Raw genomic sequence first — 26591 nt, 5'->3', positions numbered from 1 at the left:
GCGCCTCAACCGATCACGACCAGAGGTTGGTCGAATTCTATCGGTTGGCCATTTTCGACCAGGATGGATTTGACCGTACCTGCGGTTTCGGCGGTGATCGGGTTCATCACCTTCATCGCTTCCACAATGATCAATGTATCGCCGACGGCAACTTTGTCGCCGACGCTGATGAAATTGGCTGCGCCCGGTTCGGCCGCAAGATAGGCGGTGCCGACCATTGGAGATTTTTGAGCGCCGGCGTGATCATCCACGGGAGCAGCAACTGCTTCGGCCGCCGGGGCTGCAGGAGCGGGTGCGGCCGTCGGGGCCACGGAGACAGGTGCGGAAACAAATGTACCACCGCCGCGTGCGACCTTGATCTTGCGGTCACCATCCTCGACTTCAATTTCGCTTAGACCCGCTTTTTCCAAAATAGCGGCAAGGTCGCGGACCAGTTTGATGTCCACGTTCATGCCGTCGCCCGTTTCTTTTTTTGCAGACATAATGTGTCCCTATATTGTATTTAAAATTTGCTCGCAGCGTCCAGCGCCAATTGATATCCAAAAGCACCAAAGCCGGAAATGGTTCCTTTTGCAACCGGGGCAATGAAACTCTTGTGGCGATAAGCTTCGCGCGCCGCCGGATTGGAAATATGCACTTCGATAACCGGTGTGCTGATTGCCTTGATCGCATCGAACAGAGCGAGCGATGTGTGGGTTAACGCGGCAGCGTTGAGAATCACCGCATGGGCGCCCTCGGCCGCCGCTTCATGCAGCCAGTCAATCAGATGGCCTTCGTGGTTGCTTTGACGAATTTCGACATCGAATCCGAGTGTCTGTGCGTGGTCTTCAATCTGGCCTGCAATTTCGTCGAGCGTTTCTGAACCATAGATTTCAGGTTCGCGCATGCCGAGCAGGTTGAGATTGGGTCCGTTCAATACAAAGATGGTCTTGGCCGCCAAGATATTGTTCCTTCCCAAAGGCTTTTGGTTGCGACTGGAGCGACCTCTTTATATGGCTCGTATTTGAAAAGCGAGATCAAAGACATGAAAGTTATCGAAATGGCCGAAATTCAGATCCAATTAAATGGCGAGGCTCACCGGTTTGCTGCGGGTCTGTCGATTGCCGATCTGGTGCGGTCCCTCGACCTTGATCCTGCGAAGGTGGCAGTCGAACGCAATCGGGAGATTGTGACACGGTCGATTCTGGGTGATGTCATAGTCGAGCAAGGGGACGAACTGGAAATCGTGCATTTTGTTGGTGGCGGATCCGGGGACGATAGTTGGACGGTTGCGGGAACAACGTTCAAGTCCCGACTGATTGTCGGCACTGGCAAATATAAGGACTTTGAAGAAAATGCCGCTGCGGTGGCAGCCGCGGGCGCAGAAATTGTCACCGTCGCTGTCCGCCGGGTCAACGTGACGGACCGCAACCAGCCGGTGCTGATGGACTATATTGATCCAAAGAAGATCACCTATCTTCCCAACACCGCCGGCTGTTTCAATGCTGAGGATGCGATTCGCACTTTGCGGCTGGCGCGTGAAGCGGGTGGCTGGGACCTGGTCAAGCTAGAGGTGCTCGGCGAAGCGAAGACGCTCTATCCCAATATGCGCGAAACGCTCGAGGCGACAGAAGTGTTGGCCAAGGAAGGGTTCAAGCCGATGGTCTATTGTGTCGACGATCCGATTGGTGCGAAACAGCTTGAAGATGCAGGCGCGGTAGCGATCATGCCGCTCGGTGCGCCAATTGGTTCCGGGCTCGGTATCCAGAACCGGGTCACGATCCGGCTGATTGTGGAAGGCGCCAATGTGCCTGTGCTGGTTGATGCCGGTGTTGGGACCGCGAGCGATGCGGCGGTTGCCATGGAGCTGGGCTGCGATGGCGTGCTGATGAATACCGCCATTGCCGAAGCCAAAGAACCGGTGCGCATGGCGCGCGCAATGAAGCTCGCTGTCGAGGCAGGTCGCGAGGCATATCTGTCCGGGCGCATGGGCCGCCGCATGTATGCTGACCCGTCGAGCCCCCTGTCCGGGCTGATTTAGTGTCCTAATACAGCATGATTCGGTGTCATCTGTAACTAACTGATTCGTAACAAAAGTTACGTGATGTTAGATTGGTCGATCAGCGATTGTCGTTGGTCGAACCGCGATGCCGTTTGCCGATCACAATCGCGTTTTATCGAACTTGGGATGCTCGCCCTGGATCGTTCCCCTACCTAGGATTGCGAGGCGGGAGCAAATCCCCACGTCTCTCCAGACAGCCCTTCCCCGGCATGATGGACAATCCGCTCCCGACCTCACCCCCTAGTGGGCAGCGCCGGCCCCCAATTTAACCGGCACCGCCCCGAAATAAAGTTTGAGGAGAATAATAATGTCGAATTCTATCTTTACCAAAGCTCTGTGTGCCGCTGCAGCAATTGCTGTCAGCACGACCGGATTTTCTGCCAGCGCGAGCGCTCAGAACCGGACCGAACGCACAGCCGTTGTTAGCTATGCTGACCTCGATTTGAACAGCGCAGATGGTCAAGCCACTTTGCAGGGCCGCCTAAGCGGTGCCGTTCGCAAAGTCTGCGGAAGCTATGATGCGAAAAACCTGGTCGATACAAGGGATCATGATGTTTGCATGAAGCAAGCAAGTGCATCCGCCCAGCGTGCCAGTGTGACGATCATGGCGGCTGCTAAGTCTGGCAAGCCTATCGAAACGGCGATGGTTATCAGCAACTAGAACAAAATTCCAAGAGCCGCAGTCCCCCAACAAGCGGCCGCACTTTGGCCAAAACCAACTTTGATAACCCCGGTGTCCCTTACACCGGGGTTTCTTTTTATACGCTATCGGTTTCCTGTTTTCGAAGAAATACTAATTATATATACATGATTTATGTCGTTCAATATTATAGAATATTCAAATACAGGTAAATATACGACTATATATAACTAACAACATTGTTAGTATAACTATTTATAGCACGTTAACCAATCCTCAAAAAGCATTGTTAATATATAAACGACCATATGTAACATATTGTAACGGAGTGCATCGATATGGTGTGTTTCCCTATGATGGAACAGCGGGGAACCGTATTTTTCAGGAGGTTATATGGAAGTTGGTCGGCAGAAAAGACCGGAAATCGTTATCGGTCCTTTCGGTGAATCCCTGAGCCTGAGAGACTTGCCAAAGAATAATATGACGCGATGGGTGATCAGACGGAAAGCGGAAGTGGTTGCTGCCGTTAACGGAGGCTTGTTGAGCCTCGAAGAGGCGTGCAGCCGTTATGATCTTTCGCTTGAAGAGTTCCTTTCTTGGCAAGAGACGATCTACAAATCGGGGCTGCCTGGTTTGCGGATAAGCTATCTCTCCCAATATCGTACCGAACATCGAGCACGGCAGGATAAACTTGATCCGGCAGAGTCGTGACCATCTGAAGATCCTCATCTGGATCGAACACATCGACGGATTTGCGATAACTGAAAGCCGAAGCCATGCCAAAGAAACGTGTCCTCGTCATTGACGAAGAGAGCGCCTTCACGCGCCTTTTGCAGGACGATCTTGAACAGCGTGAAATATCTGTAGCCTGCATCTATTCTCCCGGCGACGAGAACGCGGCCACCGCTTTTGATCCGGATGTCATTGTCGCAGACAAAGACATTTGGACTGAAAGCAATGCGGGTCTGTTGGGCACATTTGATGCGGTCGAACATCCCTTGCCGCTGGTTCTGATGACCGGGATGGACGCGAATATATATTCTGCCGGAACCGGATCCGTCACGACGGCCGACTCCCAGATCGTTGCAACCATTCCCAAGCCTTTTGACCCCAATGCGCTTGCGGCCTTGATCGAGCAACATGCTGAAGCCAGTCAGAAGATCATTTTGGATTCCGAATATATCAGCGCCTTGATTGCCAGCGAACGATTGATTGACAATCTCGTCGTAGAATTTCAGTCCAAGCATTCGCTCAGTGACGGGTCTGTTGTCGGATATGAAGCATTGTCGCGGTTGAAAACCAGGCGTGCGATCAGTCCGGCGACCATCTTTTCAGCCGCTACGGAAATTGCGCTTGAAATAGAAGCGACTTTGAATGTGATTGATCAGGTAACAAAGCTTGCAGCCTCGCTGCACGATTGGCGGAAAAGCGTTCCGGTATCTTTCAACTGCAGTGCGATTCTCTTGACGCAGCGGGAATTTATAGATGCATTTTTTGCCCGTTTGAAAACGTCGCCAAACTTTCGAGGGTTGGTGATCATGGAGATAACCGAAGAAAATAGAATCGCCAACATAGCCGTCGTTGCCGAAGTCTGTCACATCCTGTCGCAATATGGAATCGCCGTCTCGATAGATGACTATGGCACGGGCCACAGCAATCTCGATCGGATCGCCGAGATTCCTTTCGCGGAATTGAAACTCGACAAGAAAATATTCTGGGCCTTTTGCAATGACCGGGTGCCCATCACGGTGCTGGGTTCGGTTATCGACTATTGTCATCATCGGGGGGCCAAGTCCGTGATCGAAGGGATTGAAACGCCCTTTCATCTGGAAAAGGCTAGGCTTCTGGGAGCCGACCATGGCCAAGGCTTCTATTGGGGGCACGCCGTTCCACCGCAATATCTGGTCAAGAATTGGAGCGGCTAGTCAAAGCCAAAACTTTCGGTTCGTCAGTCACAACTTCCAATATGATCGAGCCGGTTTCTGTCTTTTTCCGGTCAACCGGATTCGGATTGGCCCCGCGTTGATCGGACGCCAATGGCGGATCGTGGAGCCCCGCTGCCGATGCCGAACGGATTCGCTTCTTTAACCAATTTCCATTATGCTCTGCCTCACTGGAGCCTCTTAAGGGAATTGCGATGAAACAGCTGAGCGCACTGGATGCGATGTTTGCCTACACCGAGACGGCGAACACGCCGATGCACATCGGGCAGCTGTTGATCTATGATCCGTCCACGGCACCTGGCGGCATGGTCGGTTTCAAAGACATTTTACGCTATATCGAAGGGCGTCTCGATGGCGCGCCGATTTTTCGCCAGAAACTGGTGCGGGTCCCCCTCGATCTGGACCATCCCTATTGGGTGGACGATGCGAATTTCGATCTGGAATTCCATGTTCGGCATATCGCCTTGCCCAAGCCTGGCGACTGGCGGCAATTGTGTATCCAGGCGGCGCGGATTTACGCCCGGCCGATGGATATGAACAAGCCGCTCTGGGAATATACGGTCATTGAAGGGCTCGACAATGTCGAGGGCGTGCCAAAGGGGAGCTTTGCGGTTCTGCACAAGATGCACCATGCCGCGATCGATGGACAATCAGGCCTGCAGATGACGTTGGCGCTGCACGACCTTGATGCGAACATGAATCCACGCAATTTTGATATGCAGTTTGAGCCGGAAAAAGACCCCAATCCTGTTGCCCTATTGGCCAAGGCGCAGTTTAACAATATCGCCAATCCGGTGCGCGGATTGCAGAATTTGCAAAAACTGATCCCGATGCCAAAGCGGTTGTTCGATGTGCAACGCGAATACCGCCAGCGCGATGATGCGAAGGGCAGCATCCCCAAGACACGCTTCAACAAGAAGTTGAGCCCGCACCGGGTGTTTGACGGGCGGGAATTTGCTTTGTCCGACATCAAAAAAATCCGTGAGGCCTTTCCCGGTGCGACCGTGAACGACGTGATGATCGCAGCGGTGAGCGGATCGATGCGCGGATATCTCGAGGCCAAGAATGACCTTCCGACAAAGACGATGAAAATCGGTGCGCCGGTGTCGGTGCGGACGGATGATGATAAGAATTCCGCCGGCAACCAGGTGACAATGATGCAGGTCGGTGTCGGGACCCATCTCGCGGATGCAGGTGACCGACTGAAGTTCATCATGGACGAAACCAAACGGTCCAAGGCGATGACCCAGGCCATGGGTGCGAAGACCTTGATGGAATTGTCCGGTGCCATGCCAGCCGGACTGACCGCCGCAGGGACCAAGATGATGGTGCGTGCCGGTCTAGTCGAGCGACTGAATCCCGCCGTCAACACGGTTGTCACCAATGTCCCCGGACCGATGGTGCCGATGTATTTTGCTGGCGCCGAATTGGTGAAATCCTTTGGCATGGGCATATTGGCAGAGGGACAGGGGCTGTTCCACGTGGTGACCAGTTACAATGGCAATGTCATCCTCACCTTTTTGGCCGACCGCAACATCATGCCCGATCCGGAATTTTACGCGAAATGTATGTCGCGCAGCTTCTCCGATCTCATGAGAGCGGCTCGCACAGCAAAAGCAGCGGCGACGAAAAAAGCCAAGTCGAAGAAGGCCAAGCAGTCCAAAAAGCCCAAGAAGCGGATTTCCGCCTCTGCCGCTACGGCAGGCAGGACACGGGCAAAAACCTCGGGAAAATAGCGGCCTTCCCGCTTGACTCCTTGGGCCTGATTGCGGCATCGCTTTCGTTAATCATTCGGTTAACAAAAGGGACTCTCCATGAGCACAGTAGAATTTAACGACCGCGTTGCCATCGTTACCGGCGCTGGTGCCGGCCTAGGCCGCGAACATGCCAAAGAACTGGCCCGACGCGGTGTCAAAGTTGTCGTCAACGATTTTGGCGGTGCCCGCGATGGTACCGGTGGATCGGCCACGGTCGCTGATCAAGTGGTTGCCGAAATCGAAGCCGAAGGCGGCGAAGCCATGGCCGCTGGTTGCAGTGTCACCGACATGCCAGCGGTAGAAAAAATGGTCGCTGATGCGATCGCCAAATGGGGCCATGTAGATATCTTGGTCAACAATGCCGGCGTGTTGCGCGACAAAAGCTTCCACAAAATGACAATGGAAGATTTCCAATTTGTGATGGATGTCCATCTTACCGGCAGTGCCAATTGCACCAAGGCGGTTTGGGATCATATGCGCGAACGCCAATATGGCCGGATCGTAATGACCACGTCCTCGACAGGCCTCTATGGCAATTTTGGTCAAGCGAACTACGGCGCCGCGAAGCTCGCTTTGGTCGGGATGATGAACAGTCTGCATCAGGAAGGCGCCGGCAAGGGCATTCATACCAACTGTATTTCCCCAGTTGCCGCGACCCGCATGACCGAAGACATCATGCCGGAAGAAGCCTTGAAGGCGCTGGTTCCAGAAGCCGTAACCCCCGCCGTGGTCTACCTGTGCAGCGATGGCGCGCCATCGAAGACGATATTGACCGCCGGCGCTGGTGGTTATGCTGCTGCGAAAATCTTTGAAACAGAAGGCATCTGGTTGCCGGTTGAAAAACGCAGCGCTGAGTCCATTGCCGAAAATATCGACCAGATTCTCGACGAAACGGGCATGCAAGAATATGCCAATGGCGGCGGTCAGGGCGGAAAATTCTTCCGCCGGATGCAGGAAGTCATGAAGGGCTAAAGGTCCGAACTTAGGAGAAATATAATGCCAGTAATTAAACCAAGCGAACTCGAAAGCTGGAAGGGCAAGGAAGTCGGTGTGTCCGATTGGGTTGAAGTCGGTCAGGACCGGATCAACACATTTGCAGATTGCACCGAAGACCATCAGTTCATCCATATTGATGAAGAAGCCGCCGCCAAAACGCCGTTCGGCGGGACGATTGCACATGGCTTGCTGACGCTATCGCTGCTGCCGAAACTATCGGCCGGCACGACATTGGGTCTCGAAGGCACGGTGATGGGCATCAACTATGGCTTTGACAAAGTGCGGTTCCTTAACCCGGTGCGCGCTGGATCCAAGGTTCGTGGACGCCATACCTTGGTGGATGCAGTCGAAAAACAGCCAGGCCGCTGGTTGCTGACCTATAATGTCGTTGTCGAAATTGACGGCATCGAAACGCCGGCCTTGATCGCGACATCCTTGGTGATGATTGTCGTCGGCTAAAGCGACAGAATGATATTTTGGGCAAAGGGCTCCGGGCTGGTTCCGGGGCCCTTTTTTCTGGACACTAACGTTTGTCAGAAACCGGCAGCTGAAAAATATCACTCGGATATTAATCTGGCAGACAATTCGCCGTCAAAGGATAGGAGGAATTATGCTATCAGGAATAATCCATGTTTCAGTTGATCTACAAAAGCACGCCAACCAAACTATATACGGCAGATGACAGTTCAGACATTCTCATCCAGTCCCGCCGCAACAATCCCCTGAAAAATGTAACCGGCGCTTTGCTCTATACCGGATCCTTCTTCGTTCAGGCTCTGGAAGGCGCGGAAGCTTCGGTGCGCGATGTATATGCCAAAGTGAAGAAAGATCCGCGTCACACAGACATCAAATGTTTGATAGAAACCGAAGTGGAAGAAGCAGAATTCGGAGCATGGTCGATGGCTTTTGAACGCACGCAAATTGGCCCGGGCGCCGATCTTGAAAAGCAATTGGCAGGCCTTACGGAAAATGCCAGCGACGAGACGCGGGCTCTTTTTGCAAAATTCTTGGGTAAAACCAAAGGCAAAGGAAAATAGCCGATGAGCGGCTTTGGCTAGATAAGCCCGTGCACAGTGGCTGCACTCTAGCGAGATCGACTTTGGCTATGCGAAAATGATTGATATCGATAGCGCAGGTCTTCTAACGCAGACTTATGACACCGATACTCGCAAATGCTTTTCAGACAGAAATATCTCTATCCGCGGCCGCTTATGCGAACCAGGATATGGACATGGCATTTCATCATCTCGAACGCGCCCATATTTTGGGCCAGCGCGATTTCTCGGCCCATTTGAAAACGCATGGAGGGATGCTGAAAATTGGCATCGTCAGACGCGATGTGCGTGAGATCGTCGGTCAGATCATGCGGATCATAGCAGTGTTCCCGGCAAGCCTTGTCGGCTGGGTGCCCATCGGCAACACTGGTGGGGCGAATGTCTCCGCTCTCAAGTCAATGAAAATTCCAGACGATCTCGCGGTCTATTTTGAAAACTGAGTGGTTGGGTGTAACGCAGCGGGACGGATAGGGCATTAGCTGGTTCGCGCCAGTGTCGGCCCATCGAACATTGATGAAACCGAGCCCCCCTTTCGGTGAGTAACCTATGTCCGGCGAATGATTTTGCGACCCATCATTCGCCGGGCAGTCTGTTTTGGCGGCCCGGACAGAACCAGCGCGATATTGGTGTTCGGGAGATATCGAGAATTCCAGCTGAATCTGCAATCGTTCCAGCCAGGTGCTCAAAGGACGTTCAGCCCCAATTCGCTGAGCAATTGCCCTGCCTGTTCTCTAGAAATCGTAGCACCGCGAAAAAGAGCCGCGTCGACCAGACGAAGACCGCCGAGGTCTGCACCCCGAAGATCAGCCCCTTCAAATCGAGACCCTTCCATATGAGCATCGCGCAAGCTGCAATCCACCAACACAGCTGAACGGAAATCGGACTTGTGCAAGTCGGCCTGGCTGAAATCGATTTTATGCAACGTCTGTTTGTGGAAACTATAGGACGGTGCCTTGGCACTGATCAGCAGCGTTTCGTCAAAGCTTATCCCCATTGATCGGGTTTCGGTCAAATCAACGCCGGTCAACTTGCAGCTTCGGAAGGCGGCGGACACCAATGTGGCGCGCTGAAAAGCCGCATTGTTAAAGTCACTCGACTCGAACAATGCATCCGTGAGATCAGCCCCGACGAATTTCGCGAACGCCCCGCGACAATGCCGCCATTCCGTATTTTCAAGAGTAGCGCCCGAAAAATCGACCCGGCGTAGGTTACATCGCTCAAATTCCCAGCCGATCAGATCGACATCGGCGAGGTCAGCATCTTCCAGGTCGCAGTCAACCAAGCAGGCCGGCTGAGACTTTGATGCCAAGCGCAAGATATCATCTCGCGAAAGCACCTGTTCGCGGATCCTGTCATCGGAAAAAAGATCGGTCATGCTGATACTCGAAAATTACGAAATCCAAACATTGACTATGCGCAGAAAACCGATGGTGCACCAATGAATTCGAAACGGCTACCATTGCCTCATGGCGTGCCGGCAATCCGGATACATTGTCCGGTCAGCCATTCCGAAGCCGGTGCACAGAGATAGAGGGTGAGGGCGCCGATATCCTGCGGTGTGCCCAGTCGCCCGACCGGCAAGCCCAGAGTATCTGCAAAGCCAACGAAGTCTTCGTCTTTCATGTTAAGCGCACCTTTGACCGTCTCGGTCGGCACGAAGCCAGGCAAGATCGCATTGACGCGGGTCTTTGGTCCCAGTTCGTGGGCGAGGGTTTTGGTGAGCATCAACACGCCTGCCTTGGCCGCGCTATAGTGGCTGCTGCCAGGAAAGGGGTCCTGCGCGGCCAGGGAGCTGGTGTTGACGATGCGGCTGCCTTCGCCCAGATGTTTGCAAGCGGCGCGGACGCCGTAAAAGACCGAGGTGAGATTGGTCGCCAAAGTCTTGTCCCACTCGGCTTCGTCCAGCTCGGTCAGCGGCGCAGAGACCAGCGATCCGCCGGCATTGTTGACCCAGATATCCAGCTTGCCATATTCATCGACCGCGCGCTGGGCGAGGGCATCCATATCCTTTGCGCTGGTAACATCTGTCGCATGGGCAATCGCGCGCCCGCTGCTGTTGCTGGCGTTGATTTCGTCCGCCACCCTGCTGATCTGGTCCATTGAGCGAGAGGCGCAGACAACATTGCAACCAGCATCGGCCAGCGTCTTGGCCATACCTTCCCCGATGCCCCGGCCCGCGCCGGTGATGACGGCTACTTCGCCGGTGAGGTCAAAAAGGGGATTGGTCATGTTAGAGTCTCCAATGGTTGCCGTTGGCCGCAAGTCGGGTGTTTCGACAAGCTCGGCACGAACGAATTTTCTGCTAATCTCGCTTATTCGGCTGCTTCGAGTTCCGCTTGCTTTGCTCGCACCCGTATCGGGATGCTGCTCATCAAGGGAATGCCGGTGCGCTTGTCAAAGTCACGGTCATTGTAGGACAGGCGGCCAGTGTTACCGCCGGCGCCCAGCGGATCTTCCTTCTCGTCGGGATTGGTGCCCCAGCTATGCGGCATGGACACACAGCCGGTACGCACGGTCTTGTCGGCTTTGGCGACACAGCTGATGAAGGCGCGCGCCGACTCCACTTCGACCGGCTGGTCTTCGGATAGGCCGAGCGTTTCCATATCGGCGGGGTTCATGAAAGCCGGATGATGCGGCACGCGTTTGCGCTGGACCGGATCTTCGTGCCAGTTGCTGTTGTGGATTTCGGTCATCCGCCGACCAATCATCCGGAACGGGAATTCATCCGCTTCGACCGGTTGGCCCAGCAGATCGGCATATTCGCTCAGCTCATCGAGCATGGCTTCATTGCCGACCGACAGCTTGCCTTCCCAGTCGGCTGGCTTGGGTTGCACAAGCAACGCTTGGGCGTCGACGACCTTGCCCTTTTGGGCCTCTGCATCTTCATATAGTTCAGCAATGTCAGCGGGACAGCCATTCAGCGACGCGCTCCAGGCGGTGATCGGGTCTGGCGTCTCACCGGGTTCGAAGGCCGTTGCCGTTGCCTCGCGCTCGTCCGGATGCGCAAGCAGCGCCCAGGACTTGACCTTGATGGTTTTGTCCATCTCGGACGCGACGGCGTGGATGAATTGATATTCCTCGCACAGGTCGGAACCTTCCGGGGATTTCATGATCGGCAGACTAGCCTGCGCATAATTATTTTCAAAGCCCCAGCCAGCGCCAAATCCGCCGTAGATTTCCGGCGCCGCGGTGTTGCCATGCACTTCATAATGAAGCTTGGGCGCTATCACATAATCGGCCAGTTCGGCGGTCTTTGACATGCGCGGGTCGATGCAGACGAGCAGGTCGAGTGCTTTCATCGCTTCGAAGGTCTTCAGCTGATCGGGCCAGGCCAGCATCGGGTTGCCGCCGAGACAGATCAGGGCCTTCACCTGCTTGTCGCCGGGCGTCAATATCTCATCCGGTAAAGCAGCGGTTGGCATGCCGGAGATGCTTTGCTCCAGATCACGGCTGTGCAATTTGCGACCGAAACCCCATGCCTGTATCGGCCCGGGTGTGGCGGCAATAGCGGGAGCAGGCTTGGTGAACACGCCGGTCCGACGATTGAGATCGCCTTCGCGCAACCAGTGGCCCATGATCGAGGTCAGCGCCAGATTGAGATATTCCGTAATATTACCGCCGCCCGACATATTGGGGCCGGTGCCGCCGCTGATGCTGGCTTTCTTCCAGCTACCATACATACGCGCCGCGCGGATGATATCGTCCGCCGCAACGCCTGCCCGGTCAGCCGCCGGTCCGGCGTCAAAGGGCTGTACAGCTTTTTTGAGCGCCGCCAGGCCTGCAACATCACCGGCAACAAAATCCTTGTCATACAGTTCTTCGTTGATCACAATTTTCGCGATTGCGCCCAGCAGGATCGGGTCTTGCCCCGGGCGGCATTGCAGATGGATATCGGCTTGCTTGGCGCTGTCGGTCACCCGTGGGTCTATAACGATCAGCTGCATCCCGCGCTTTTTGGCATCATGCAGTTTCTTGGCCGGATTCATTCCGAGGCCGCCGTTCATCGAGACCACCGGATTGGTGCCGACGAGCATCAACCCGTCCCAGTCACCAACGCGGGGTGCACCGGCTAGCCACGGCCCGACAAGGGCGCGGGCGATGCCTTTGCCCGGTTGGTCGATGGTGACGCTGTCATAGACGGATGTCGATCCAATCGACTCCATCAGGGCCAGCATGAAAGCATGGGCGTTGACATTATTATAGCCGAAGGTTCCGACATAAGAGGCCACGCTATCGGGTCCATGTTCCTCGACGATATGTTCAAGCCGCCTCGCAATGTCGCCAGCGGCATCACGCCAGTGGACGGCTTCTTTCTGTCCGTGTTTCATGCCGGTGTAGCTAGTCAGCAGCCGGCTATCGAAACTGTGATAATTGGCCAGTTGGCGGCCTTTGATGCAGCTATAGCCTTCGAACTCGGGATTATCTTTATCGCCATGGGTCTTGACCGGAACGCCATTTTCAAAATCGACAATCAATCCGCAATGGGCGTGGCACGCCCGGCACATGATATGTTTTTGTCCGCTGAAAGTCTCGCTGACCATATTTCTCTCCACAGGCTCGATTTAGCTGGGTCGACCATTGCTTTTTGCAATTTAATCGTTCAATTAACCCACTAGTGTTTTAAGCAATATCGCAGGCAATGGGGCTGTGCCACTGGCCCTATTGATAAGAATTTGGGAGCAAGATCATGGTCGACAAACCAAGCGCAGCCGAACTCAAGGAATATGGGGAAGCCGCCGATGCGTGGTTCAAGGAACATACCGTCCGCGATCCCGGCTTCATGCTGCCGCTGACCTTCATGGAGGTGTCGACCGACGAGCAGTTTGATTTCCTCCGCGACTGGCAACGCAAAGTCTATGAAGCGGGCTATCTTGGTGCGAGCTGGCCAAAAGAATATGGCGGCGGCGGCTTGCACAGCGAATATCAACGCACGGCCACACGGGCGATGAAGAAATATGACGCGCCGATCATGCTCAACGCGATCGGCAATGGCTGGGCTGGGCCGCTGATCCTGGATCTTGGCACCGAAGAACAGAAGCAGACATATATCAAAGGCATGCTCAATGCCGAAGACATCTGGTGTCAGGGCTTCTCCGAACCGGACAACGGCTCCGACCTCGGCAACGCGCAATTGAAAGCCGTGAAGGATGGCGATGACTATGTTCTCAATGGCTCGAAAATCTGGACCTCGCTGGGTGATCGCGCCAAATATATGATCTTGCTGGCACGGACCGATTTTGAAGCCGAGAATAAATATAAGGGCCTCAGCTTCTTCCTCAATCCGATGCAAGTGGATGGGATCAGCACCAGTCGGATCAAGAAGCTGACCGGCGAATATGGCTTTGTGCAGACCTTTTTCAGCGATGCGCGTATTTCCGCTGACTGCCTGTTCGGCGGTGAGGGCAATGGCTGGTCAATGGCGATGAAGACGCTTGAATATGAACGCGGCGCCAAGGTTAAGCCGGTGGGCGGTTTCTTCGTCAAGGAACTGGACGTGATGGAAATTGTCGAACTGGCGAAAAACTCGGTCCGCAACGGCAAACCTTTGCTGGATGATCCGGTGATGCGCGACAAGATGACGCAATATATGATCGATATTCAGGCGCTCAATCTCAACAACACCCGTCGCCGGATGCCCCAGCTGATGCAGGACAAGCCGATGGGTCTGCCGTTGATGAACAAGCTGGCACGTACAGAGTTGATCCGCGAGCTGACCGAATTTTCGCTCGCTTTCCAGGGGACCAAGGCGGGCTATTATGTTGGCGATGAAAATGCGGTCGATGACGGCTATTGGCACCGCAGCTATTTGAACAGTTTCTCGGCTACCATTGGTGGCGGGACTTCCGAAATCCAGCGCAACATTGTCGCAGAGCACGCGCTCGGCCTCCCCAAAACACGCTGATCAGAAAGCAAGATCATGGATAATTTAGGAACAATCGGGACAACCGAAGAGCAGATTGAACTGATGGATGTGGCGACCAATTTCTGTCGTGACAAAAGTCCGGTGGACAAAGTGCGGGCGCTGATCGACGACGACCTTGGCTATGATCCCGCTATCTGGCGCGAAATCGGAGAGTTGGGCTGGCTGGCGATTGCGATTCCCGAAGCGCATGACGGAGTTGGCCTGTCGATGGCGGAAGTCGTTCCGATAGCCGAGCAGATGGGGCGCAATTTGATGAGCAATCCCTTCGGATCGACCACACTGGCGGCGCAGGCTTTGCTGGCAGGCGGCAGCGAAACACAGCAGGCCGCATGGCTGCCGAAAATTGCGGCTGGCGCAGCGGCAACACTGGCCCTGCGCGAAGACAATGGCGATTGGGACTTGTCCAACATCGACGCGTCTGGCGTCGAAAGTGGCGGTACGGTAATCTTGTCTGGCAAGAAGCAGCTGGTGCTCTGGGCCGATAGCGCTGAACTGATCATTGCTTCGGTGAAAATTGACGGTGCGGTGCGCTTCGCCTTGATCGAACGATCTTCCCTAGCCGAAGGGGCTCTGCGCCGCGAAACGGTTATCGACGAAACCGCACGCAGCTATGAAGTGACGCTGGATGGTGTGACTTTGTCAGCCGATGCTCTTTTCGACGCAGGCCGCACCCGCGAGACGCTGGAGAAGGTCGAGCTTGCTGCTGGCCTTCTGCACGCCGCGGAAATGACCGGCGGCGCGCAATCGGTGATCGATTATACGCTGGAATATCTCAAGACCCGCAAGCAGTTCGGCAAGATCATCGGCAGCTATCAGGCGCTGAAACACCCGACTGTGAACAATTATGTCGAATATGAAAAAGCGCGCACGCATCTGTATAGCGCGGCCAATAGCTGGGGTGAGCAAGGGCGCGGCGAAGTTGCCGTTCGGATGGCCGCGGCACAATCCCATTCAAGCTATTCGACATCTGCCGATCGGGCGATTCAGTTTCATGGCGGCTTTGGCTTCACCCATGATTGCGACGCCCAATTGCACCGGCGCAAAGCGATATTGTCAGGTGCGCTGATCGGAGACGCTGCTTATCAGCGCTCGAAACTCGCCAATTTGTTGTTCGACTAAAGAAATCAGGAGAAGTAATAATGTCTGAAGTACTCACCGATATCCAAGACGGTTTTATCATCGTCACCATCAACCGCCCCGAAGCGAAAAACGCGATGACCAAGGCTGCAGCCGAAGGCATTCGTGCGGCGATGGAGCAGCTCGACAATGACAATAGCCTCAACGCGGGTATCATCACCGGCGCGGGTGGAACATTCTGCTCGGGCATGGATTTGAAGGGTTTTCTGCGCGGCGAAACACCATCAGTGAAGGGTTACGGCTTCGGCGGTATTACTGAAAAAGGCCCTGAGAAGCCGATTATTGCAGCGGTTGAAGGCTATGCCTTGGCCGGCGGTTTGGAGCTCGCACTGGCTTGCGATCTTTGCGTCGCCAATGTGAACGCCAAATTCGGTATTCCGGAGGTGAAGCGCAGTCTGGTCGCAGCGGCTGGTGGCGTGATCAAATTGCAGCAATTGGTCGGCAAGCGCATTGCGATGGAAATGGCGCTAACCGGTGATTTCTTCTCCGCCCAGCGCGCCTTTGATGTCGGTTTCGTCAACCGCTTGACCGAAGGCGCCGCAATTGATGCTGCGATTGAACTGGCGACAACGGTGGCGGCCAATGGCCCGCTGGCGTTGAAAGCGACGAAGAAAATCATCAACGAAAGCTACGATTGGTCGAGCGAAGAAGCCTGGAAGAAACAGAATGAAATCACGATGCCGGTCTTCGCTTCGAAAGATGCGCAAGAAGGCTCATTGGCTTTCGCGCAAAAGCGCAAGCCCGACTGGAAGGGTGAATAAGCCCAGCCGATGGCAAGCACAGATATTGTTGACCAGTGGGCAGCGTCGCAAGACCTGCCCGCTTGGTTTGTAGCGGCGCTGGATGTTCCGCGTGAGGATAGTTTTGTCGAGATTGATGGTGTCAAAGTGCACTATCTGCGCTGGGGCAAGCGCGGCAATCCACCGCTGTTGCTGACCCACGGCTTTCTGGCCCACGCCCGCTGCTTTGCTTTTATCGCGCCGTTTCTTGCCGAAGAATATGACATTGTTGCTTATGACCTGGCAGGCATGGGCGAGAGCGAGATGGTGGCCGGTTGCGATGGTGACGAGCGTGCCCAAGGCATGGTTGCCGTGGCCGAAGCGCTCGATCTGTTCTCCGGTCCGGTCAAGCCAAAGATCATCGCGCATAGCTTCGGCTCCGGAGTGGGCCTAACTGCTATGGAACTTGCGGGGGAGCGTTTTGGCGGACTGATCATCTGCGATTTAATGATCCTTCGACCGGAAAGGCTCTTTGCCCATTTCAAGGGGTCCAAAGGCCCTCCCGGATCCGGCAAGGCGGACAAACCGAATAACATCTATCCGGATTACGAGACCGCTCGCCGCCGCTTTGTCTTGTCGCCGCCGCAGGAGGTGCAGCAGCCCTTTTTGATGGAATATATGGCCTATCACTCGCTGCAGCAGGTTGACGGCGGCTGGTCCTGGAAATTTGATCCCCGGGTTTTCCGTCGGAGCGTGAATGATCAGGCCAAATGGCTGGAAGCGCCGCAGCGTATTGTCGATCTGCCCCACCGATTGGCGATCGTCTATGGTGCGAATAGCAAATTATTTGACGGCGACAGTGCCAGCTATCTTCGCGAACTGGGTGGGAGCCACCTCCCGATGATCGCCGTACCCGATGCGGAACATCATCTGATGCTGGATCAACCGCTAGCGCTAGTATCGGCCCTGCGATCGGTGCTCGCGCTCTGGGATACATCCACTAGCTGATTGGCAGATGAACCAACCACGGGCTTTGCGACAATCTGCCACAATAAAGCGCGATTCTGACAAATGTCTGCGACAGCCTTTCCCTATTTCTGTTTGTGACGCCGCAGTTGGCGCCCGATAGAAAAGGAAATGGATATGAAAAAATTTCTGATGGCTCTGGCCGTTACGACCATGGCAGTGTCTCCGATGGTTACTGCGCAGGCTCAGGCTGCTCCGCATAAAACTGTCACAAAAACCAAGCAGAAGACGGTGAAGAAAACCACTGCGAACAAGCGAGGTAAATCTGTGGTAACCAGGACCGTCAGCAAAAAAAGGGCGGCCCCCGTTCGTTATAGCAGCACTGGCTATGCGGTGAACCGGAACCAAAGAAACTGGACCAAAGGTCAGCGCTTTGATCGGCGTTATGCGATAAACTATCGGGTGATCAACAACCCGCGGGCCTATCGCCTGTCCGATGCACCGCGCGGCTATCAGTGGGTCCGTTCCGGCAATGATGCCATTTTGATAGCGGTTACCAGCGGTATTATCGGAGCGGTGATCGGCAATAGGCTCTATCGCTAAATCCGATGAGCACGGCAATTAGAACGGCTTCCGGCATATCCAATCCGGGAGCCGTCCAGTTTCTCTGTTTTTCTCTATTTGCTTTTGCGGCCTTTGGACTTCAGGCTTTTTTTCATGGCCGCGAGGCGTTCTTCTACTTCAGAACGCCGCTGTAATTCGCCAATATCTGCGGCCTGTTTCGTGGTCCCGTGGACACCGCCGGCCAGATCCAGCGATCGGTCAAATGTTTCTTCGGCTCGAGATATGGTTTGGTCGACTTTACGATCCTGCTTTCTGCTCTCTTCGCTCGCGTTGCGATTTTCGCTCATCATTTTTTCAAATATCGCAAGTTCTTCCTGCATGGCAGTCCTGCGAATATCCAGGTCTTCAAGCAAGCCGCCCAACCGACCGGCATCTATTTTGGCTGCGGCTTCCAAATTTTTGAAGTGCTTGATCTTCGCTTCGAAATCCATTTGCTGCATCGTCGCGGCTTCGGCCAAATCATCGCGGCCCTTCTCTAGAGTGAATAGAGCTTTCTGGCCCCATTCTTCCGCACGTTCTGCCGATAGTTTTTGCTGGCCAACCGCCTGGTTCTGCCGATCGAGGGCGCCGTCATGTTCGCCTCGAACCTTTTCCATTTCCCGATCAACCTCGCGAATGGCTTCCCGCATCAGGCTGGTACCGCTGGCACGCTCCGCTTTGTCGAGGGCGGTCTCAATCCCTGCCGAGACGACCCGCTTTGCTCGCATGTAAAATGGTTCTGCCATGTTTTGGGTCCCTCAATCTAGCTAGGAAGTATGGAGTAAATGATATCCCCCAATAGTCAACAACCACCAAGCATAGATGTTTCTACCGCAAGAATATTCTTCAGGCGTTCTTAATGGTCAGCCCGCCATCGACAGGAATTACGGCACCGGTCAGAAAGCTGGCCGAAGGCAGCACGCAAGAAAGCGTCATATGCGCAACTTCTTCGGGAATAGCATAGCGGCGCAAGGGTACGCGGCGTTTCGCATATATGGTCTTATGCTCTTCGGGAATGGCATCGGTTATTCCGGTGCGGATCGGTCCCGGGCAGATGCAATTCACGGTGATGCCATCGCGGCCCAGATCCACTGCGAGCCCGCGGGTCAAACCAATCACGCCGTGTTTCGCAGCCACATAGGGGCTGTTGCCCGGCGAGCCGCCCAGCCCCTCGGTCGACGCGACGTTCACGATGCGCGGATGATCTGCTTCCTTTAGATGTGGCAAGGCAGCGCGGATCATTCTCTGATGCGCCGATAGCATCACGTCCAGTGTCGGATTCCAGCTGTCTTCGTAGCTATCCTGGGCAATATCCGCCGGGATAGCAAAGCCCGCGTTGTTCACCAATATGTCGATACCGCCCAATGTTGCGGCAATGTCCGCGACAACCGATTTGATCGCTTCAGTCTTGCTGACATCCAGCGCCCATGCTTTGGCGGTGCCGCTATAATTGGCGGCTGCAATTTCTTGCACCACGGCATCGCATTTGCCCTGATCAAGATCGGTGACGGCAACATGCGCGCCTTCGGAAGCGAAGAGATGTGCCGTCGCCCGGCCCATGCCGCTGGCCGCTCCGGTGATGATGGCCGTTTTACCGGCGATGGAGCGGCTCAGCTGTTGGTAGGCTTCCATCGTTACGCGGCCTGAAAACCCTTCAGGCGTTGATTGATGATCTGATCCGCTTCCGCCATGATCCGGTCGATCAGTTCCTGACAGGTCGGGATGTCGTTGATCAGGCCAGCGACCATGCCACAGCTCCATGCACCAACGTCCATATCGCCTTCGAGCATGATCTTTGGATAGACGCCCGCGACTTGTTCGATCACATCGGTAAATTGCAGGTCGGCGCCTTTTTCTTTTTCGATTTCGAGCAGCCGTTCAACCGCAGGGTTGTTGAGCACTCGCTCGGTGTTGCGCAAGGGGCGCATGACGAGGCGGGTGTCGCGTTCGCTGGCTGCGACAATCGCGTCTTTCACATTTTGGTGCACCGGTGCTTCTTTGGTGGCGATGAAGCGGGTGCCCATGTTCATGCCTTCTGCGCCCATGGCGAGAGAGGCAACAAGGCTGCGGCCATCAGCCTGACCACCGGAGGAGACAAACGGAATATCCAGCTCGTCGGCGGCACGCGGCAATAGGATCATGTTTGGAATATCGTCTTCGCCAGGGTGGCCACCACATTCGAAGCCGTCGACGGATACCGCGTCACAGCCGATGCTCTGCGCTTTCAGTGCGTGACGGACAGCGGTGCATTTGTGGATCACTTTGATTCCGGCATCGTGCAGCGCGGGGAGAACCTGTACCGGATTGTTGCCAGCGGTTTCCACGGCTTTCACGCCGCCATCGATAATCGCTTTGACCATGCCTTCATAGTCGGGCGAATTGACGACCGGCAAAAAGGTCAGGTTCACGCCAAAAGGCTTGTCAGTCAGGTCCCGACATTTGGCGATTTCATCGGCTAATGCGGCAGCAGAAGGCTGGGTAAGGGCGGTGATAATGCCAAGGCCGCCGGCGTTGGAGACCGCCGCTGCCAATTCGGCAAATCCCACATAGTGCATGCCGCCTTGAATGATCGGATGCTCGATGCCGAAAAGTTCAGTGATGCGTGTTTTCATGGAATGTGCTCCTGCTATTGGAAGGATTGGAAGCATGTTTGCTCCATCCGGGAATCAACTTAATCGCTCAATTAACTAGCAATCCACTCACCGGTTGTCACGCCTTTCCAGATTTGGTCGGGTGACGTTAGGGCAAGCTCAGTGCCCAGCAATTTTGACCAGAGATGTTCGTTGCCCAGCGCGTCGCGCCATGCCCAGAGTCGCCTCGTATAATGGTGCAGGTCATATTCCTGGGTATAGCCCATGGCTCCGTGGACCTGATGAAAGGGCACAGTGACCGTCTCGACGCTGTGGCTGATCTGGACTTTCGCGATTACCGCCTCGTGCCAGGCTTTTTCCGGATCGTCGGCGTTGCGGGCGATGCTGCTGGCGGCTTGCGTAGCAGCCATGGTTGCGGCGGCGCATTCGGACGCGGCAACCGCCAACTGGTGTTGGATCGCTTGGAATTTGGACAAGGGCCGGCCAAATTGTTCGCGCTGCGAGACATATTCGATCGAGATATTCAATGCCATTTCCATGGCCGCTGCCATTTGCACGGCGCGGACGGTCAGGATCATCGCTTCGATTGCGCGGCGGGACAGATTGGTCTTTGCCGACTGCTCGGCGAGATGACCGGAAAAGATGAACTGTGTCATGCCATCGGGCGAGAGAGCATCTTCGGCAGACCGGACGGCGGCGCGGTTGTCGAACAGGGATATCTCCTGATGCGCTTCGTCGAACAGGACAATCTTGTCGGCGTGCATGCCGAAGGGAATGTCGGCACTGGGCGTGTGACCGCTGAGCGCAAAGCTGGCGCTGCCTTCGGTCGGAGCCAAGCCTGCTTGATCCAGCATCCAGTTGGCGATCAATGTCTCGGCAAAGGGCACCGGTGATGCTGCTTGGGCCGAAGCCCAGATTGCGCCAAAGACCTCATCATAGTCAGCTCCAAAGCCGTCATTGGCTTCGCTGACCCATGCGAGTGGCAAGCCATTTTCGGCTAGCGCATCCCAGAGCGCCTGAGGATAGTCACCCGCCTCCGCCTGATGGGGTACGTCGCGGCCACAAAGGTCGGTATAAATTTTTGTCGCGGTTCCTGCGACCATGCCATCTGTATTGATCATCAGCGTAGCCCCAGTTGCCGAGCCGTGATGCCGCGCATCACCTCGGTTGTGCCGCCGCGCAATGTGTTGGGCGGGGAACGCAGCACCCCGATATTCATGATCCGACGCATATCAGGACTCCATTCTTCGGACGGTAGGTCGTTGAGCAGGGCCCGCACCTCCATGGTCAGATCATTTTCCAGCCGGTTGCCAAGATCCTTGACCAGCGCGGCTTCGGTCTCCGGCGACACGCCTTGGCTCAGCAGATTGGCTATGCCCCAGGACATTCCTTTCAGCGTGCGAAGGTTGGCGATCAACTTGCCGAGGCGACCATGGTTGTCCGAACCCATTTTTCCGGTCAATTGCCACAGCGCGGTTTCCAGGGTGATATAGCTCGACAGAAACCGTTCCGGACCGGAACGTTCCATCGCCAGTTCACCGGTCACCTGTTTCCAGCCGCCGCCTTCGTCGCCCAGCAAACAGTCATCCGGGACGATGACATCCTCGAAATAGACTTCGTTGAAATGGGCATCACCCGACAGATCAACGATCGGTTTGACCGTGACACCGGGCAGACTGAGGTCGATCATGATCTGTGACAGGCCGACATGGCGGTTGCGGCCGTCGGCGGGCGATGTCCGCAAAATAGCGACCATATAGTGGGAAATATGGGCGCCCGAGGACCATATTTTCTGACCATTGATCTTCCAGCCGTCCGCAACTTTTTCGGCTTTGGTTTTTACATTGGCGAGATCGGAGCCCGCACCCGGTTCGCTCAGACCAATGGCGAAATAGCATTCCCCGGCGGCGATGCGGGGCAGGATATCGAGCTTTTGCTCTTCGGTCCCGTGGGCGATCAGCATCGGGGCATGCTGACGATCTGCAATCCAGTGCGCTCCAACCGGCGCGCCGGCGCGCAAGGTTTCTTCGGTCACAATATAGCGCTCGAGGGCGGTCTTATCATGGCCACCATATTGGCTGGACCAGGTCAGGCCGATCCAGCCTCGCTTGCCCATTTTCTTCGAAAATTCCGGATCGGCGGAGGCCATCCAGCATTCCGGCTCGGGTCTAAAATTCCCTGCTTCGCGCTCTTCCTTCAGGAACAGCTGCAAATCGGCGCGTAACTCTTCGAGGGCCGGTGCGGGTTGAACGACGGGAAAATTAAATCTTTGCATGTCTTAGGCCTTTGTTGCGTTCACCGGTCGTTTAGAACCTGTCGACGGTTTCTCTCCGTGATGCTTCGACAAGCGCGGGGTGAACGGATGCGTTTGCTCTTCGATGTTCATGGCGTCACGATATCGAATTGCGGATCTACCTCGTCAAGGGCAGCGAACATAGCTGCCATCAAGGCCGTATTCCCGGTGATCGTCAGTTCTTTCTTCTGGAGCAGTTCCACCGGACTAATCTCGCGCAACAGCATTTTCGTGAACATCGCCCTGCTGATCGTTATCTGAGTGTCTGATCCATCCGATCCGGCTGTATAAGGCTGCGCGCGGGGAAACATTACGCTCTTGCCCAGATCGATCCGCACTGCTTCGTTCCGGTCCGGGAATGAGAAGTGCAATATGCCGCCTTCGCCCTGCATTTTTCCCGGATTGAAGCGGGTGGCCAGAGCATCGAACAGGTCAACCGCCGGGATGCCGCTGAGCACCTTGCCATTGGCGGTGGAGATGCTGTCTTTGGTGTTGTTGCCCTCGCGCAATTCCTTCGCGCCGACCAGATAGATATTCCGCCATGTTCCTGCCTCGGCTTGAAAGCCGAGCTGTTCATAGGTCGAAGCCAGCCATTTTTTCGCTGTTTCATTGGATGTATCGGCAAATACCAAATGATTGAAAATCGTCGCGGCCCAGCGATAATCGCCTTCATCAAATGCTTTTTCGCCAATCGCCAACGTCTTGTCAGCGCCGCCCATTGCCGCGACATATTTTCGGGACGCTTCAACCGGGGGCAAGGCGTTGTAGAGGGCCGGGTTCGCATCCCACCAGCCGAAATAGCGTTGATAGACCGCCTTGCTGTTGTGGTTGAGCGTGCCGTAATAGTCCCGCACGCCAAAGTCGGTCAGCGCGAAGTCAGGCTCGCCGATATTCTCTGCAATCTCGTGCATGGTCGCGCCCTGATTGGCTTGGCGCATGGTTTGATCGTGGACATAGCGGTATATACCGCGCTGGTTTTTGAGCGTTGTCTGGAGATTGTCGCGGCCCCAGGTCGGCCAATGATGCGATGCCAAAAGGACGTCTGACTTCGCCCCATATCTGGCGAGCATCATGTCGATGACCTTGCTCCATTTCAACGTATCGCGCACCAGAGCGCCGCGCGGAGTGAGCACATTGTGGAAGGTACGGGTGACGACTTCTGCTGTATGGAGGGCTTTGAACTGGGGTAGATAGAAAACCAGCTCGGCCGGTGCTTCGGTTTCGCCCGCATCCATGAAGTCGAAAGCAATGCCATCAACGACCAGAGTCTCGCCGTCCTTGTTGATCGATTTGGTTGGCGGGACAAGCGCAACGTCGCCGCTCGACAATTTCTGACCCAGACCACCGCCAACATGGCCGGTCTTGCCCACCGGCAAAGCGGTGCCAAATTGAAATTGCACGCGTCGGTTCATGGCGGTGCCTGCGATCACGCTTTCGCCGATGGATTCGGCCAGCCAGCCATGCGGTGCGATGACCTGTATCTTGCCCGACTGGATGTCGTCAGACGAAGCGACGCCAGCGACGCCGCCAAAATGATCGCCATGGCTATGGCTGAAAATCACGGCCACTACCGGCCGTTCGCCTAGCATCTTATTGGCAAGTGCGAGGCCGGCTTTGGCAGGCGCTGGGGTGGTAAGCGGATCGATCACGATCCAGCCGGTCTTGCCGGCGATCAATGTCATCTGCGCCAGATCATAGCCTCGGAACTGATAGATGCCGGGTACGACCTCGAACAGTCCGTGAATGCTGTTCAGCTTGCCTTGCCGCCAGAGCGATGGATTGACCGTGTCGGGGGCCTGGCCCTGTACGAAGTCGAACGCGCTCGGGTCCCATGCAACCGAGCCATCTTCGTTGAGGATCGGTTCCTCGATTTTGGCCAGAAAACCGCGATTGGCATTTTCGAAATCGGTCTGGTCATCGATTGGCAGCTGGTCTGCAACGCCGGCATTGGCGGTCTTGGTGGCTTCTGTTGCAACACCCGCAGGCGGTTCGGCGTGCGCGGCAGATGCAGCGGCCAGCGCCAGAAGGGAAATGACGGCCTTGATCATATCACGCACCCTTGAACACGGGTTTGCGCTTTTCGAGTATCGCGTCAATGGCTTCGCGATGGTCGTCCAGCTGCTGCAAAACACCCTGGAACAAAGCGGCTTGATCGAGATTTTCTTTCAGTGTCACGCTCTGCGCGGTGCGGACCAGTTCCTTGGTTTTGCGGATTGCGAGCGGCGGCAGGCCGACAACCATTTCAGCCAGTTCATAGGCCCGTTCCAGCAGCTTCTCATTCGGCAGGACTTCCGAAACCAGACCATAGTCCAGCGCCTTGGCGGCGTTGATAAATTCACCGGTAAACAGCATCTGATTGGCTTTCGCCTGTCCGATGATACGGGGCAGCAACCATGCGCCGCCGTCTCCGGGAATGATGCCAACGCGCAGGAAGCTCTCGGCAAAAATCGCATCTTCGCCGGCAATACGAATATCGCACATGGTGGTGAGATCATTGCCCGCGCCAATCGCATGGCCGTTGACGGCAACAATGACCGGCACGGAAATTTCGGAAAAGGCCAGCGGGATGCGCTGGATGCCGGTCTTGTACCAGTTCTCGATCTCCAGCGGAGTCATTTTCTGTTCGGTGGTCATCGCCTTGATCTCGTGGAGATTGCCGCCCGAAGAGAAGCTTTTGCCATTGGCAGTGAGCACCACACAACTGACACCGGCGTCGGCGTCGGCCTTGTTGATCGCATTGACCAAGGCTTCGCATAGATCTGTAGATAGTGCGTTGCGCGTTTCCGGCTTGTTCAACGTGATTGTCACGATGCGGTCATTTTTCTCGTAAAGAACGACGTCGCCCATCGGTAATTCCTTTGCCCTATGTTTCTTTTTTATAGCCATGTCATTGCAGGGGATGTTTGATTCCGCAAGACTCACCCCGATCAAATCGCTAAATGGCCTGATATGATCCGGCGGAACAGATCTTTCTCTAGCCATGATGCTGCGGGCTTCACCCTAGTGGAATTGATGGTCGTGCTCTTGATCATCGGCCTGATGGCTTCGATCGTCGTCTTCTCCATTCCCGGTGGCAGTAATGTGCTGGAAGAAGATGCTCAGCGCTTTGCTGCGCGCACAGCAGCTTTGCGCGACAATGCGATCCTGCAATCACGGCCGATGGCTGTGCAGGTCACGGCGTCCGGTTACAGCTTTCTGGAGCGGCGCAAGGGCAGCTGGTCGGTTATCGAGGACAAGCCATTCATCTCCACAGATTGGTCTGACGGTGTCAGCGCGGACATCGGCGAGGGCGGTCCGATGATGATCAGCTTTGAAAGCACCGGCCTGCCTAGCGATCAGGCGGAACTTGTGTTGCGAGGGCTCGACCATAGCCGCCGGGTTCTGATTGCTCCGATGGGCGATGTGAAATTGGCCGGGGCCGCGCCATGATGCGGCTTGCCCCAAAATATCGGCGTGGATCAGGAACGCGCGGCTTTACCCTGATCGAAATGCTGGTGGCCTTGTCGGTGTTCAGTCTGGCGGCTCTGGCCTTGATTCGGTTGCAGGCTTTCACGACGAATAATGCAGCCGAACTGGAACTGCGGGTCGTTGCACAATCGGTTGTCCGCAATCGGGCTGTGCAGATTCTGACCGACCCCCGCCCACCGGCGCTTGGTGCGCAAAATGGCACGGTCGAAAATGGTGGCTGGCAATGGCAATGGGCGCAGGACGCAAAGCTGACCGAGGACGAGCGCTTCATCCAGGTTGATATTGTGGCGCGGGAGAAGGCGAGTGGAGCACCGGCTTCGCTCACGATCTTGCGGCCTTCGGGCCTGTTGCTGGATGCACGAACGGATGGGGTTGCCGCGCCGTAGAAATTGTCGGTAAAATCTCATGTTTCACCTTTGTTTCGACTGGAACACGGGCTAGAAGCGCGAAGAAAATAGG

28 protein-coding genes are annotated in these 26591 nt (G+C 55.4%); 16 read left to right on the top strand and 12 right to left on the bottom strand.

Going from position 1 to position 26591, the window contains the following annotated elements; all coding sequences use genetic code 11:
* Window positions 1–5: 5 nt before the first annotated feature.
* Together accB and aroQ are read right to left on the bottom strand one after the other, a co-directional pair.
* Window positions 6–482, bottom strand: a complete 477-nt coding sequence (gene accB / locus ABJV08_RS01105; RefSeq protein WP_348039219.1) for an acetyl-CoA carboxylase biotin carboxyl carrier protein — start codon at window positions 480–482, stop codon at window positions 6–8.
* 20 nt (window positions 483–502) lie between these two features.
* Window positions 503–940 carry a type II 3-dehydroquinate dehydratase gene (aroQ, locus tag ABJV08_RS01100; protein WP_348039220.1) on the bottom strand — a complete coding sequence of 146 codons (438 nt, stop codon included), beginning with the start codon at window positions 938–940 and terminating at the stop codon, window positions 503–505.
* Window positions 941–1039: 99 nt separating this feature from the next.
* On the opposite strand from aroQ, the gene thiS reads away from it, so the two are divergent.
* The 9 genes from thiS to ABJV08_RS01055 all read left to right on the top strand — a co-directional run bounded on the left by thiS (window position 1040) and on the right by ABJV08_RS01055 (window position 8872).
* On the top strand, window positions 1040–2020 hold the full coding sequence (thiS, locus tag ABJV08_RS01095; protein ID WP_348039221.1) for a sulfur carrier protein ThiS: 981 nt from the start codon (window positions 1040–1042) through the stop codon (window positions 2018–2020).
* Between the two features lie 328 nt (window positions 2021–2348).
* Window positions 2349–2702 carry a UrcA family protein gene (locus tag ABJV08_RS01090; RefSeq protein ID WP_348039222.1) on the top strand — a complete coding sequence of 118 codons (354 nt, stop codon included), beginning with the start codon at window positions 2349–2351 and terminating at the stop codon, window positions 2700–2702.
* Between the two features lie 372 nt (window positions 2703–3074).
* Window positions 3075–3392 (top strand): DUF1153 domain-containing protein, encoded by a 318-nt coding sequence (locus ABJV08_RS01085; protein ID WP_348039223.1) that lies wholly within the window; start codon window positions 3075–3077, stop codon window positions 3390–3392.
* Window positions 3393–3457: 65 nt separating this feature from the next.
* Complete coding sequence (locus tag ABJV08_RS01080; protein WP_348039224.1) at window positions 3458–4606, top strand: EAL domain-containing protein; 1149 nt, start codon at window positions 3458–3460, stop codon at window positions 4604–4606.
* Between the two features lie 212 nt (window positions 4607–4818).
* Entirely contained in the window at window positions 4819–6360 is a 1542-nt protein-coding gene (locus ABJV08_RS01075; protein WP_348039225.1) for a wax ester/triacylglycerol synthase family O-acyltransferase, read from the top strand.
* Window positions 6361–6438: 78 nt separating this feature from the next.
* Window positions 6439–7353 carry an SDR family NAD(P)-dependent oxidoreductase gene (locus ABJV08_RS01070; protein ID WP_348039226.1) on the top strand — a complete coding sequence of 305 codons (915 nt, stop codon included), beginning with the start codon at window positions 6439–6441 and terminating at the stop codon, window positions 7351–7353.
* Between the two features lie 24 nt (window positions 7354–7377).
* Entirely contained in the window at window positions 7378–7836 is a 459-nt protein-coding gene (locus ABJV08_RS01065) for a MaoC family dehydratase (protein WP_348039227.1), read from the top strand.
* A gap of 170 nt (window positions 7837–8006) precedes the next feature.
* Complete coding sequence (locus ABJV08_RS01060) at window positions 8007–8414, top strand: BLUF domain-containing protein (RefSeq protein ID WP_348039228.1); 408 nt, start codon at window positions 8007–8009, stop codon at window positions 8412–8414.
* Window positions 8415–8530: 116 nt separating this feature from the next.
* Complete coding sequence (locus ABJV08_RS01055; protein ID WP_348039229.1) at window positions 8531–8872, top strand: DUF3703 domain-containing protein; 342 nt, start codon at window positions 8531–8533, stop codon at window positions 8870–8872.
* Window positions 8873–9114: 242 nt separating this feature from the next.
* Here ABJV08_RS01055 and ABJV08_RS01050 read toward each other — a convergent pair whose 3' ends face one another.
* The 3 genes from ABJV08_RS01050 to ABJV08_RS01040 form a co-directional block, all read right to left on the bottom strand.
* Entirely contained in the window at window positions 9115–9807 is a 693-nt protein-coding gene (locus ABJV08_RS01050; RefSeq protein WP_348039230.1) for a pentapeptide repeat-containing protein, read from the bottom strand.
* Between the two features lie 89 nt (window positions 9808–9896).
* Entirely contained in the window at window positions 9897–10661 is a 765-nt protein-coding gene (locus ABJV08_RS01045) for an SDR family oxidoreductase (protein ID WP_348039231.1), read from the bottom strand.
* An 83-nt stretch (window positions 10662–10744) separates the two neighbouring features.
* Window positions 10745–12973 (bottom strand): molybdopterin-dependent oxidoreductase, encoded by a 2229-nt coding sequence (locus tag ABJV08_RS01040; RefSeq protein ID WP_348039232.1) that lies wholly within the window; start codon window positions 12971–12973, stop codon window positions 10745–10747.
* 146 nt (window positions 12974–13119) lie between these two features.
* On the opposite strand from ABJV08_RS01040, the gene ABJV08_RS01035 reads away from it, so the two are divergent.
* The 5 genes from ABJV08_RS01035 to ABJV08_RS01015 all read left to right on the top strand — a co-directional run bounded on the left by ABJV08_RS01035 (window position 13120) and on the right by ABJV08_RS01015 (window position 17780).
* Window positions 13120–14334, top strand: a complete 1215-nt coding sequence (locus ABJV08_RS01035) for an acyl-CoA dehydrogenase family protein (RefSeq protein WP_348039233.1) — start codon at window positions 13120–13122, stop codon at window positions 14332–14334.
* A 15-nt stretch (window positions 14335–14349) separates the two neighbouring features.
* Window positions 14350–15474, top strand: coding sequence for an acyl-CoA dehydrogenase family protein (locus ABJV08_RS01030; RefSeq protein WP_348039234.1), 1125 nt, complete (start codon window positions 14350–14352; stop codon window positions 15472–15474).
* A 20-nt stretch (window positions 15475–15494) separates the two neighbouring features.
* Complete coding sequence (locus ABJV08_RS01025) at window positions 15495–16253, top strand: crotonase/enoyl-CoA hydratase family protein (protein WP_348039235.1); 759 nt, start codon at window positions 15495–15497, stop codon at window positions 16251–16253.
* 9 nt (window positions 16254–16262) lie between these two features.
* Entirely contained in the window at window positions 16263–17219 is a 957-nt protein-coding gene (locus ABJV08_RS01020) for an alpha/beta hydrolase (RefSeq protein ID WP_348039236.1), read from the top strand.
* A 135-nt stretch (window positions 17220–17354) separates the two neighbouring features.
* Entirely contained in the window at window positions 17355–17780 is a 426-nt protein-coding gene (locus tag ABJV08_RS01015) for an RcnB family protein (protein WP_348039237.1), read from the top strand.
* Window positions 17781–17854: 74 nt separating this feature from the next.
* Here the strand turns inward: ABJV08_RS01015 and ABJV08_RS01010 are convergent, their stop codons facing one another.
* From ABJV08_RS01010 to ABJV08_RS00980, 7 genes are all read right to left on the bottom strand, one after another.
* Window positions 17855–18526: a hypothetical protein gene (locus tag ABJV08_RS01010; RefSeq protein ID WP_348039238.1), complete on the bottom strand. Its 672-nt coding sequence runs from the start codon at window positions 18524–18526 to the stop codon at window positions 17855–17857.
* Window positions 18527–18626: 100 nt separating this feature from the next.
* Window positions 18627–19412: an SDR family oxidoreductase gene (locus ABJV08_RS01005; protein WP_348039239.1), complete on the bottom strand. Its 786-nt coding sequence runs from the start codon at window positions 19410–19412 to the stop codon at window positions 18627–18629.
* Window positions 19413–19414: 2 nt separating this feature from the next.
* Window positions 19415–20392 (bottom strand): nitronate monooxygenase family protein, encoded by a 978-nt coding sequence (locus tag ABJV08_RS01000; RefSeq protein ID WP_348039240.1) that lies wholly within the window; start codon window positions 20390–20392, stop codon window positions 19415–19417.
* 71 nt (window positions 20393–20463) lie between these two features.
* The gene (locus ABJV08_RS00995; protein WP_348039241.1) at window positions 20464–21492 is read right to left on the bottom strand and encodes an acyl-CoA dehydrogenase; all 1029 of its coding nucleotides are present in this window, start codon (window positions 21490–21492) and stop codon (window positions 20464–20466) included.
* Window positions 21492–22646, bottom strand: a complete 1155-nt coding sequence (locus ABJV08_RS00990) for an acyl-CoA dehydrogenase family protein (RefSeq protein WP_348039242.1) — start codon at window positions 22644–22646, stop codon at window positions 21492–21494. Before ABJV08_RS00990 ends, ABJV08_RS00995 begins: the two co-directional genes overlap by 1 nt.
* 107 nt (window positions 22647–22753) lie before the next feature.
* Complete coding sequence (locus tag ABJV08_RS00985; protein WP_348039243.1) at window positions 22754–24712, bottom strand: alkyl sulfatase dimerization domain-containing protein; 1959 nt, start codon at window positions 24710–24712, stop codon at window positions 22754–22756.
* 1 nt (window position 24713) lies between these two features.
* Entirely contained in the window at window positions 24714–25511 is a 798-nt protein-coding gene (locus ABJV08_RS00980) for an enoyl-CoA hydratase-related protein (RefSeq protein WP_348039244.1), read from the bottom strand.
* A 102-nt stretch (window positions 25512–25613) separates the two neighbouring features.
* On the opposite strand from ABJV08_RS00980, the gene gspH reads away from it, so the two are divergent.
* A complete protein-coding gene (gene gspH / locus ABJV08_RS00975; RefSeq protein WP_348039245.1) occupies window positions 25614–26093 on the top strand; it encodes a type II secretion system minor pseudopilin GspH in 480 nt (159 codons plus the stop codon).
* Complete coding sequence (gene gspI / locus ABJV08_RS00970; RefSeq protein WP_348039246.1) at window positions 26090–26518, top strand: type II secretion system minor pseudopilin GspI; 429 nt, start codon at window positions 26090–26092, stop codon at window positions 26516–26518. Before gspH ends, gspI begins: the two co-directional genes overlap by 4 nt.
* The last annotated feature ends 73 nt before the right edge of the window (window positions 26519–26591 follow it).

Source organism: Parasphingorhabdus sp., from assembly GCF_039982395.1.
Lineage (GTDB): Bacteria > Pseudomonadota > Alphaproteobacteria > Sphingomonadales > Sphingomonadaceae > Parasphingorhabdus.
The sequence above is the reverse complement of the archived record's forward strand: the minus strand, read 5'-3'. Positions and strand labels throughout refer to the sequence as shown.

Excerpts from the sequence above, each read along its gene's own strand:
- ABJV08_RS01050 (WP_348039230.1), bottom strand. The coding sequence starts at position 9,807 with ATGACCGATCTTTTTTCCGATGACAGGATCCGCGAACAGGTGCTTTCG.
- ABJV08_RS00985 (WP_348039243.1), bottom strand. The coding sequence starts at position 24,712 with ATGATCAAGGCCGTCATTTCCCTTCTGGCGCTGGCCGCTGCATCTGCC.
- ABJV08_RS01080 (WP_348039224.1), top strand. The coding sequence starts at position 3,458 with ATGCCAAAGAAACGTGTCCTCGTCATTGACGAAGAGAGCGCCTTCACG.
- ABJV08_RS01040 (WP_348039232.1), bottom strand. The coding sequence starts at position 12,973 with ATGGTCAGCGAGACTTTCAGCGGACAAAAACATATCATGTGCCGGGCG.
- ABJV08_RS00980 (WP_348039244.1), bottom strand. The coding sequence starts at position 25,511 with ATGGGCGACGTCGTTCTTTACGAGAAAAATGACCGCATCGTGACAATC.
- gspI (WP_348039246.1), top strand. The coding sequence starts at position 26,090 with ATGATGCGGCTTGCCCCAAAATATCGGCGTGGATCAGGAACGCGCGGC.
- ABJV08_RS01020 (WP_348039236.1), top strand. The coding sequence starts at position 16,263 with ATGGCAAGCACAGATATTGTTGACCAGTGGGCAGCGTCGCAAGACCTG.
- ABJV08_RS01045 (WP_348039231.1), bottom strand. The coding sequence starts at position 10,661 with ATGACCAATCCCCTTTTTGACCTCACCGGCGAAGTAGCCGTCATCACC.
- ABJV08_RS01085 (WP_348039223.1), top strand. The coding sequence starts at position 3,075 with ATGGAAGTTGGTCGGCAGAAAAGACCGGAAATCGTTATCGGTCCTTTC.
- ABJV08_RS01025 (WP_348039235.1), top strand. The coding sequence starts at position 15,495 with ATGTCTGAAGTACTCACCGATATCCAAGACGGTTTTATCATCGTCACC.
- ABJV08_RS01060 (WP_348039228.1), top strand. The coding sequence starts at position 8,007 with ATGTTTCAGTTGATCTACAAAAGCACGCCAACCAAACTATATACGGCA.
- ABJV08_RS00990 (WP_348039242.1), bottom strand. The coding sequence starts at position 22,646 with ATGCAAAGATTTAATTTTCCCGTCGTTCAACCCGCACCGGCCCTCGAA.
- ABJV08_RS01055 (WP_348039229.1), top strand. The coding sequence starts at position 8,531 with ATGACACCGATACTCGCAAATGCTTTTCAGACAGAAATATCTCTATCC.
- thiS (WP_348039221.1), top strand. The coding sequence starts at position 1,040 with ATGGCCGAAATTCAGATCCAATTAAATGGCGAGGCTCACCGGTTTGCT.
- ABJV08_RS01065 (WP_348039227.1), top strand. The coding sequence starts at position 7,378 with ATGCCAGTAATTAAACCAAGCGAACTCGAAAGCTGGAAGGGCAAGGAA.
- ABJV08_RS01035 (WP_348039233.1), top strand. The coding sequence starts at position 13,120 with ATGGTCGACAAACCAAGCGCAGCCGAACTCAAGGAATATGGGGAAGCC.
- ABJV08_RS01090 (WP_348039222.1), top strand. The coding sequence starts at position 2,349 with ATGTCGAATTCTATCTTTACCAAAGCTCTGTGTGCCGCTGCAGCAATT.
- gspH (WP_348039245.1), top strand. The coding sequence starts at position 25,614 with ATGATCCGGCGGAACAGATCTTTCTCTAGCCATGATGCTGCGGGCTTC.
- accB (WP_348039219.1), bottom strand. The coding sequence starts at position 482 with ATGTCTGCAAAAAAAGAAACGGGCGACGGCATGAACGTGGACATCAAA.
- ABJV08_RS01015 (WP_348039237.1), top strand. The coding sequence starts at position 17,355 with ATGAAAAAATTTCTGATGGCTCTGGCCGTTACGACCATGGCAGTGTCT.
- ABJV08_RS01075 (WP_348039225.1), top strand. The coding sequence starts at position 4,819 with ATGAAACAGCTGAGCGCACTGGATGCGATGTTTGCCTACACCGAGACG.
- ABJV08_RS01030 (WP_348039234.1), top strand. The coding sequence starts at position 14,350 with ATGGATAATTTAGGAACAATCGGGACAACCGAAGAGCAGATTGAACTG.
- ABJV08_RS01070 (WP_348039226.1), top strand. The coding sequence starts at position 6,439 with ATGAGCACAGTAGAATTTAACGACCGCGTTGCCATCGTTACCGGCGCT.
- ABJV08_RS01010 (WP_348039238.1), bottom strand. The coding sequence starts at position 18,526 with ATGGCAGAACCATTTTACATGCGAGCAAAGCGGGTCGTCTCGGCAGGG.
- ABJV08_RS00995 (WP_348039241.1), bottom strand. The coding sequence starts at position 21,492 with ATGATCAATACAGATGGCATGGTCGCAGGAACCGCGACAAAAATTTAT.
- ABJV08_RS01005 (WP_348039239.1), bottom strand. The coding sequence starts at position 19,412 with ATGGAAGCCTACCAACAGCTGAGCCGCTCCATCGCCGGTAAAACGGCC.
- ABJV08_RS01000 (WP_348039240.1), bottom strand. The coding sequence starts at position 20,392 with ATGAAAACACGCATCACTGAACTTTTCGGCATCGAGCATCCGATCATT.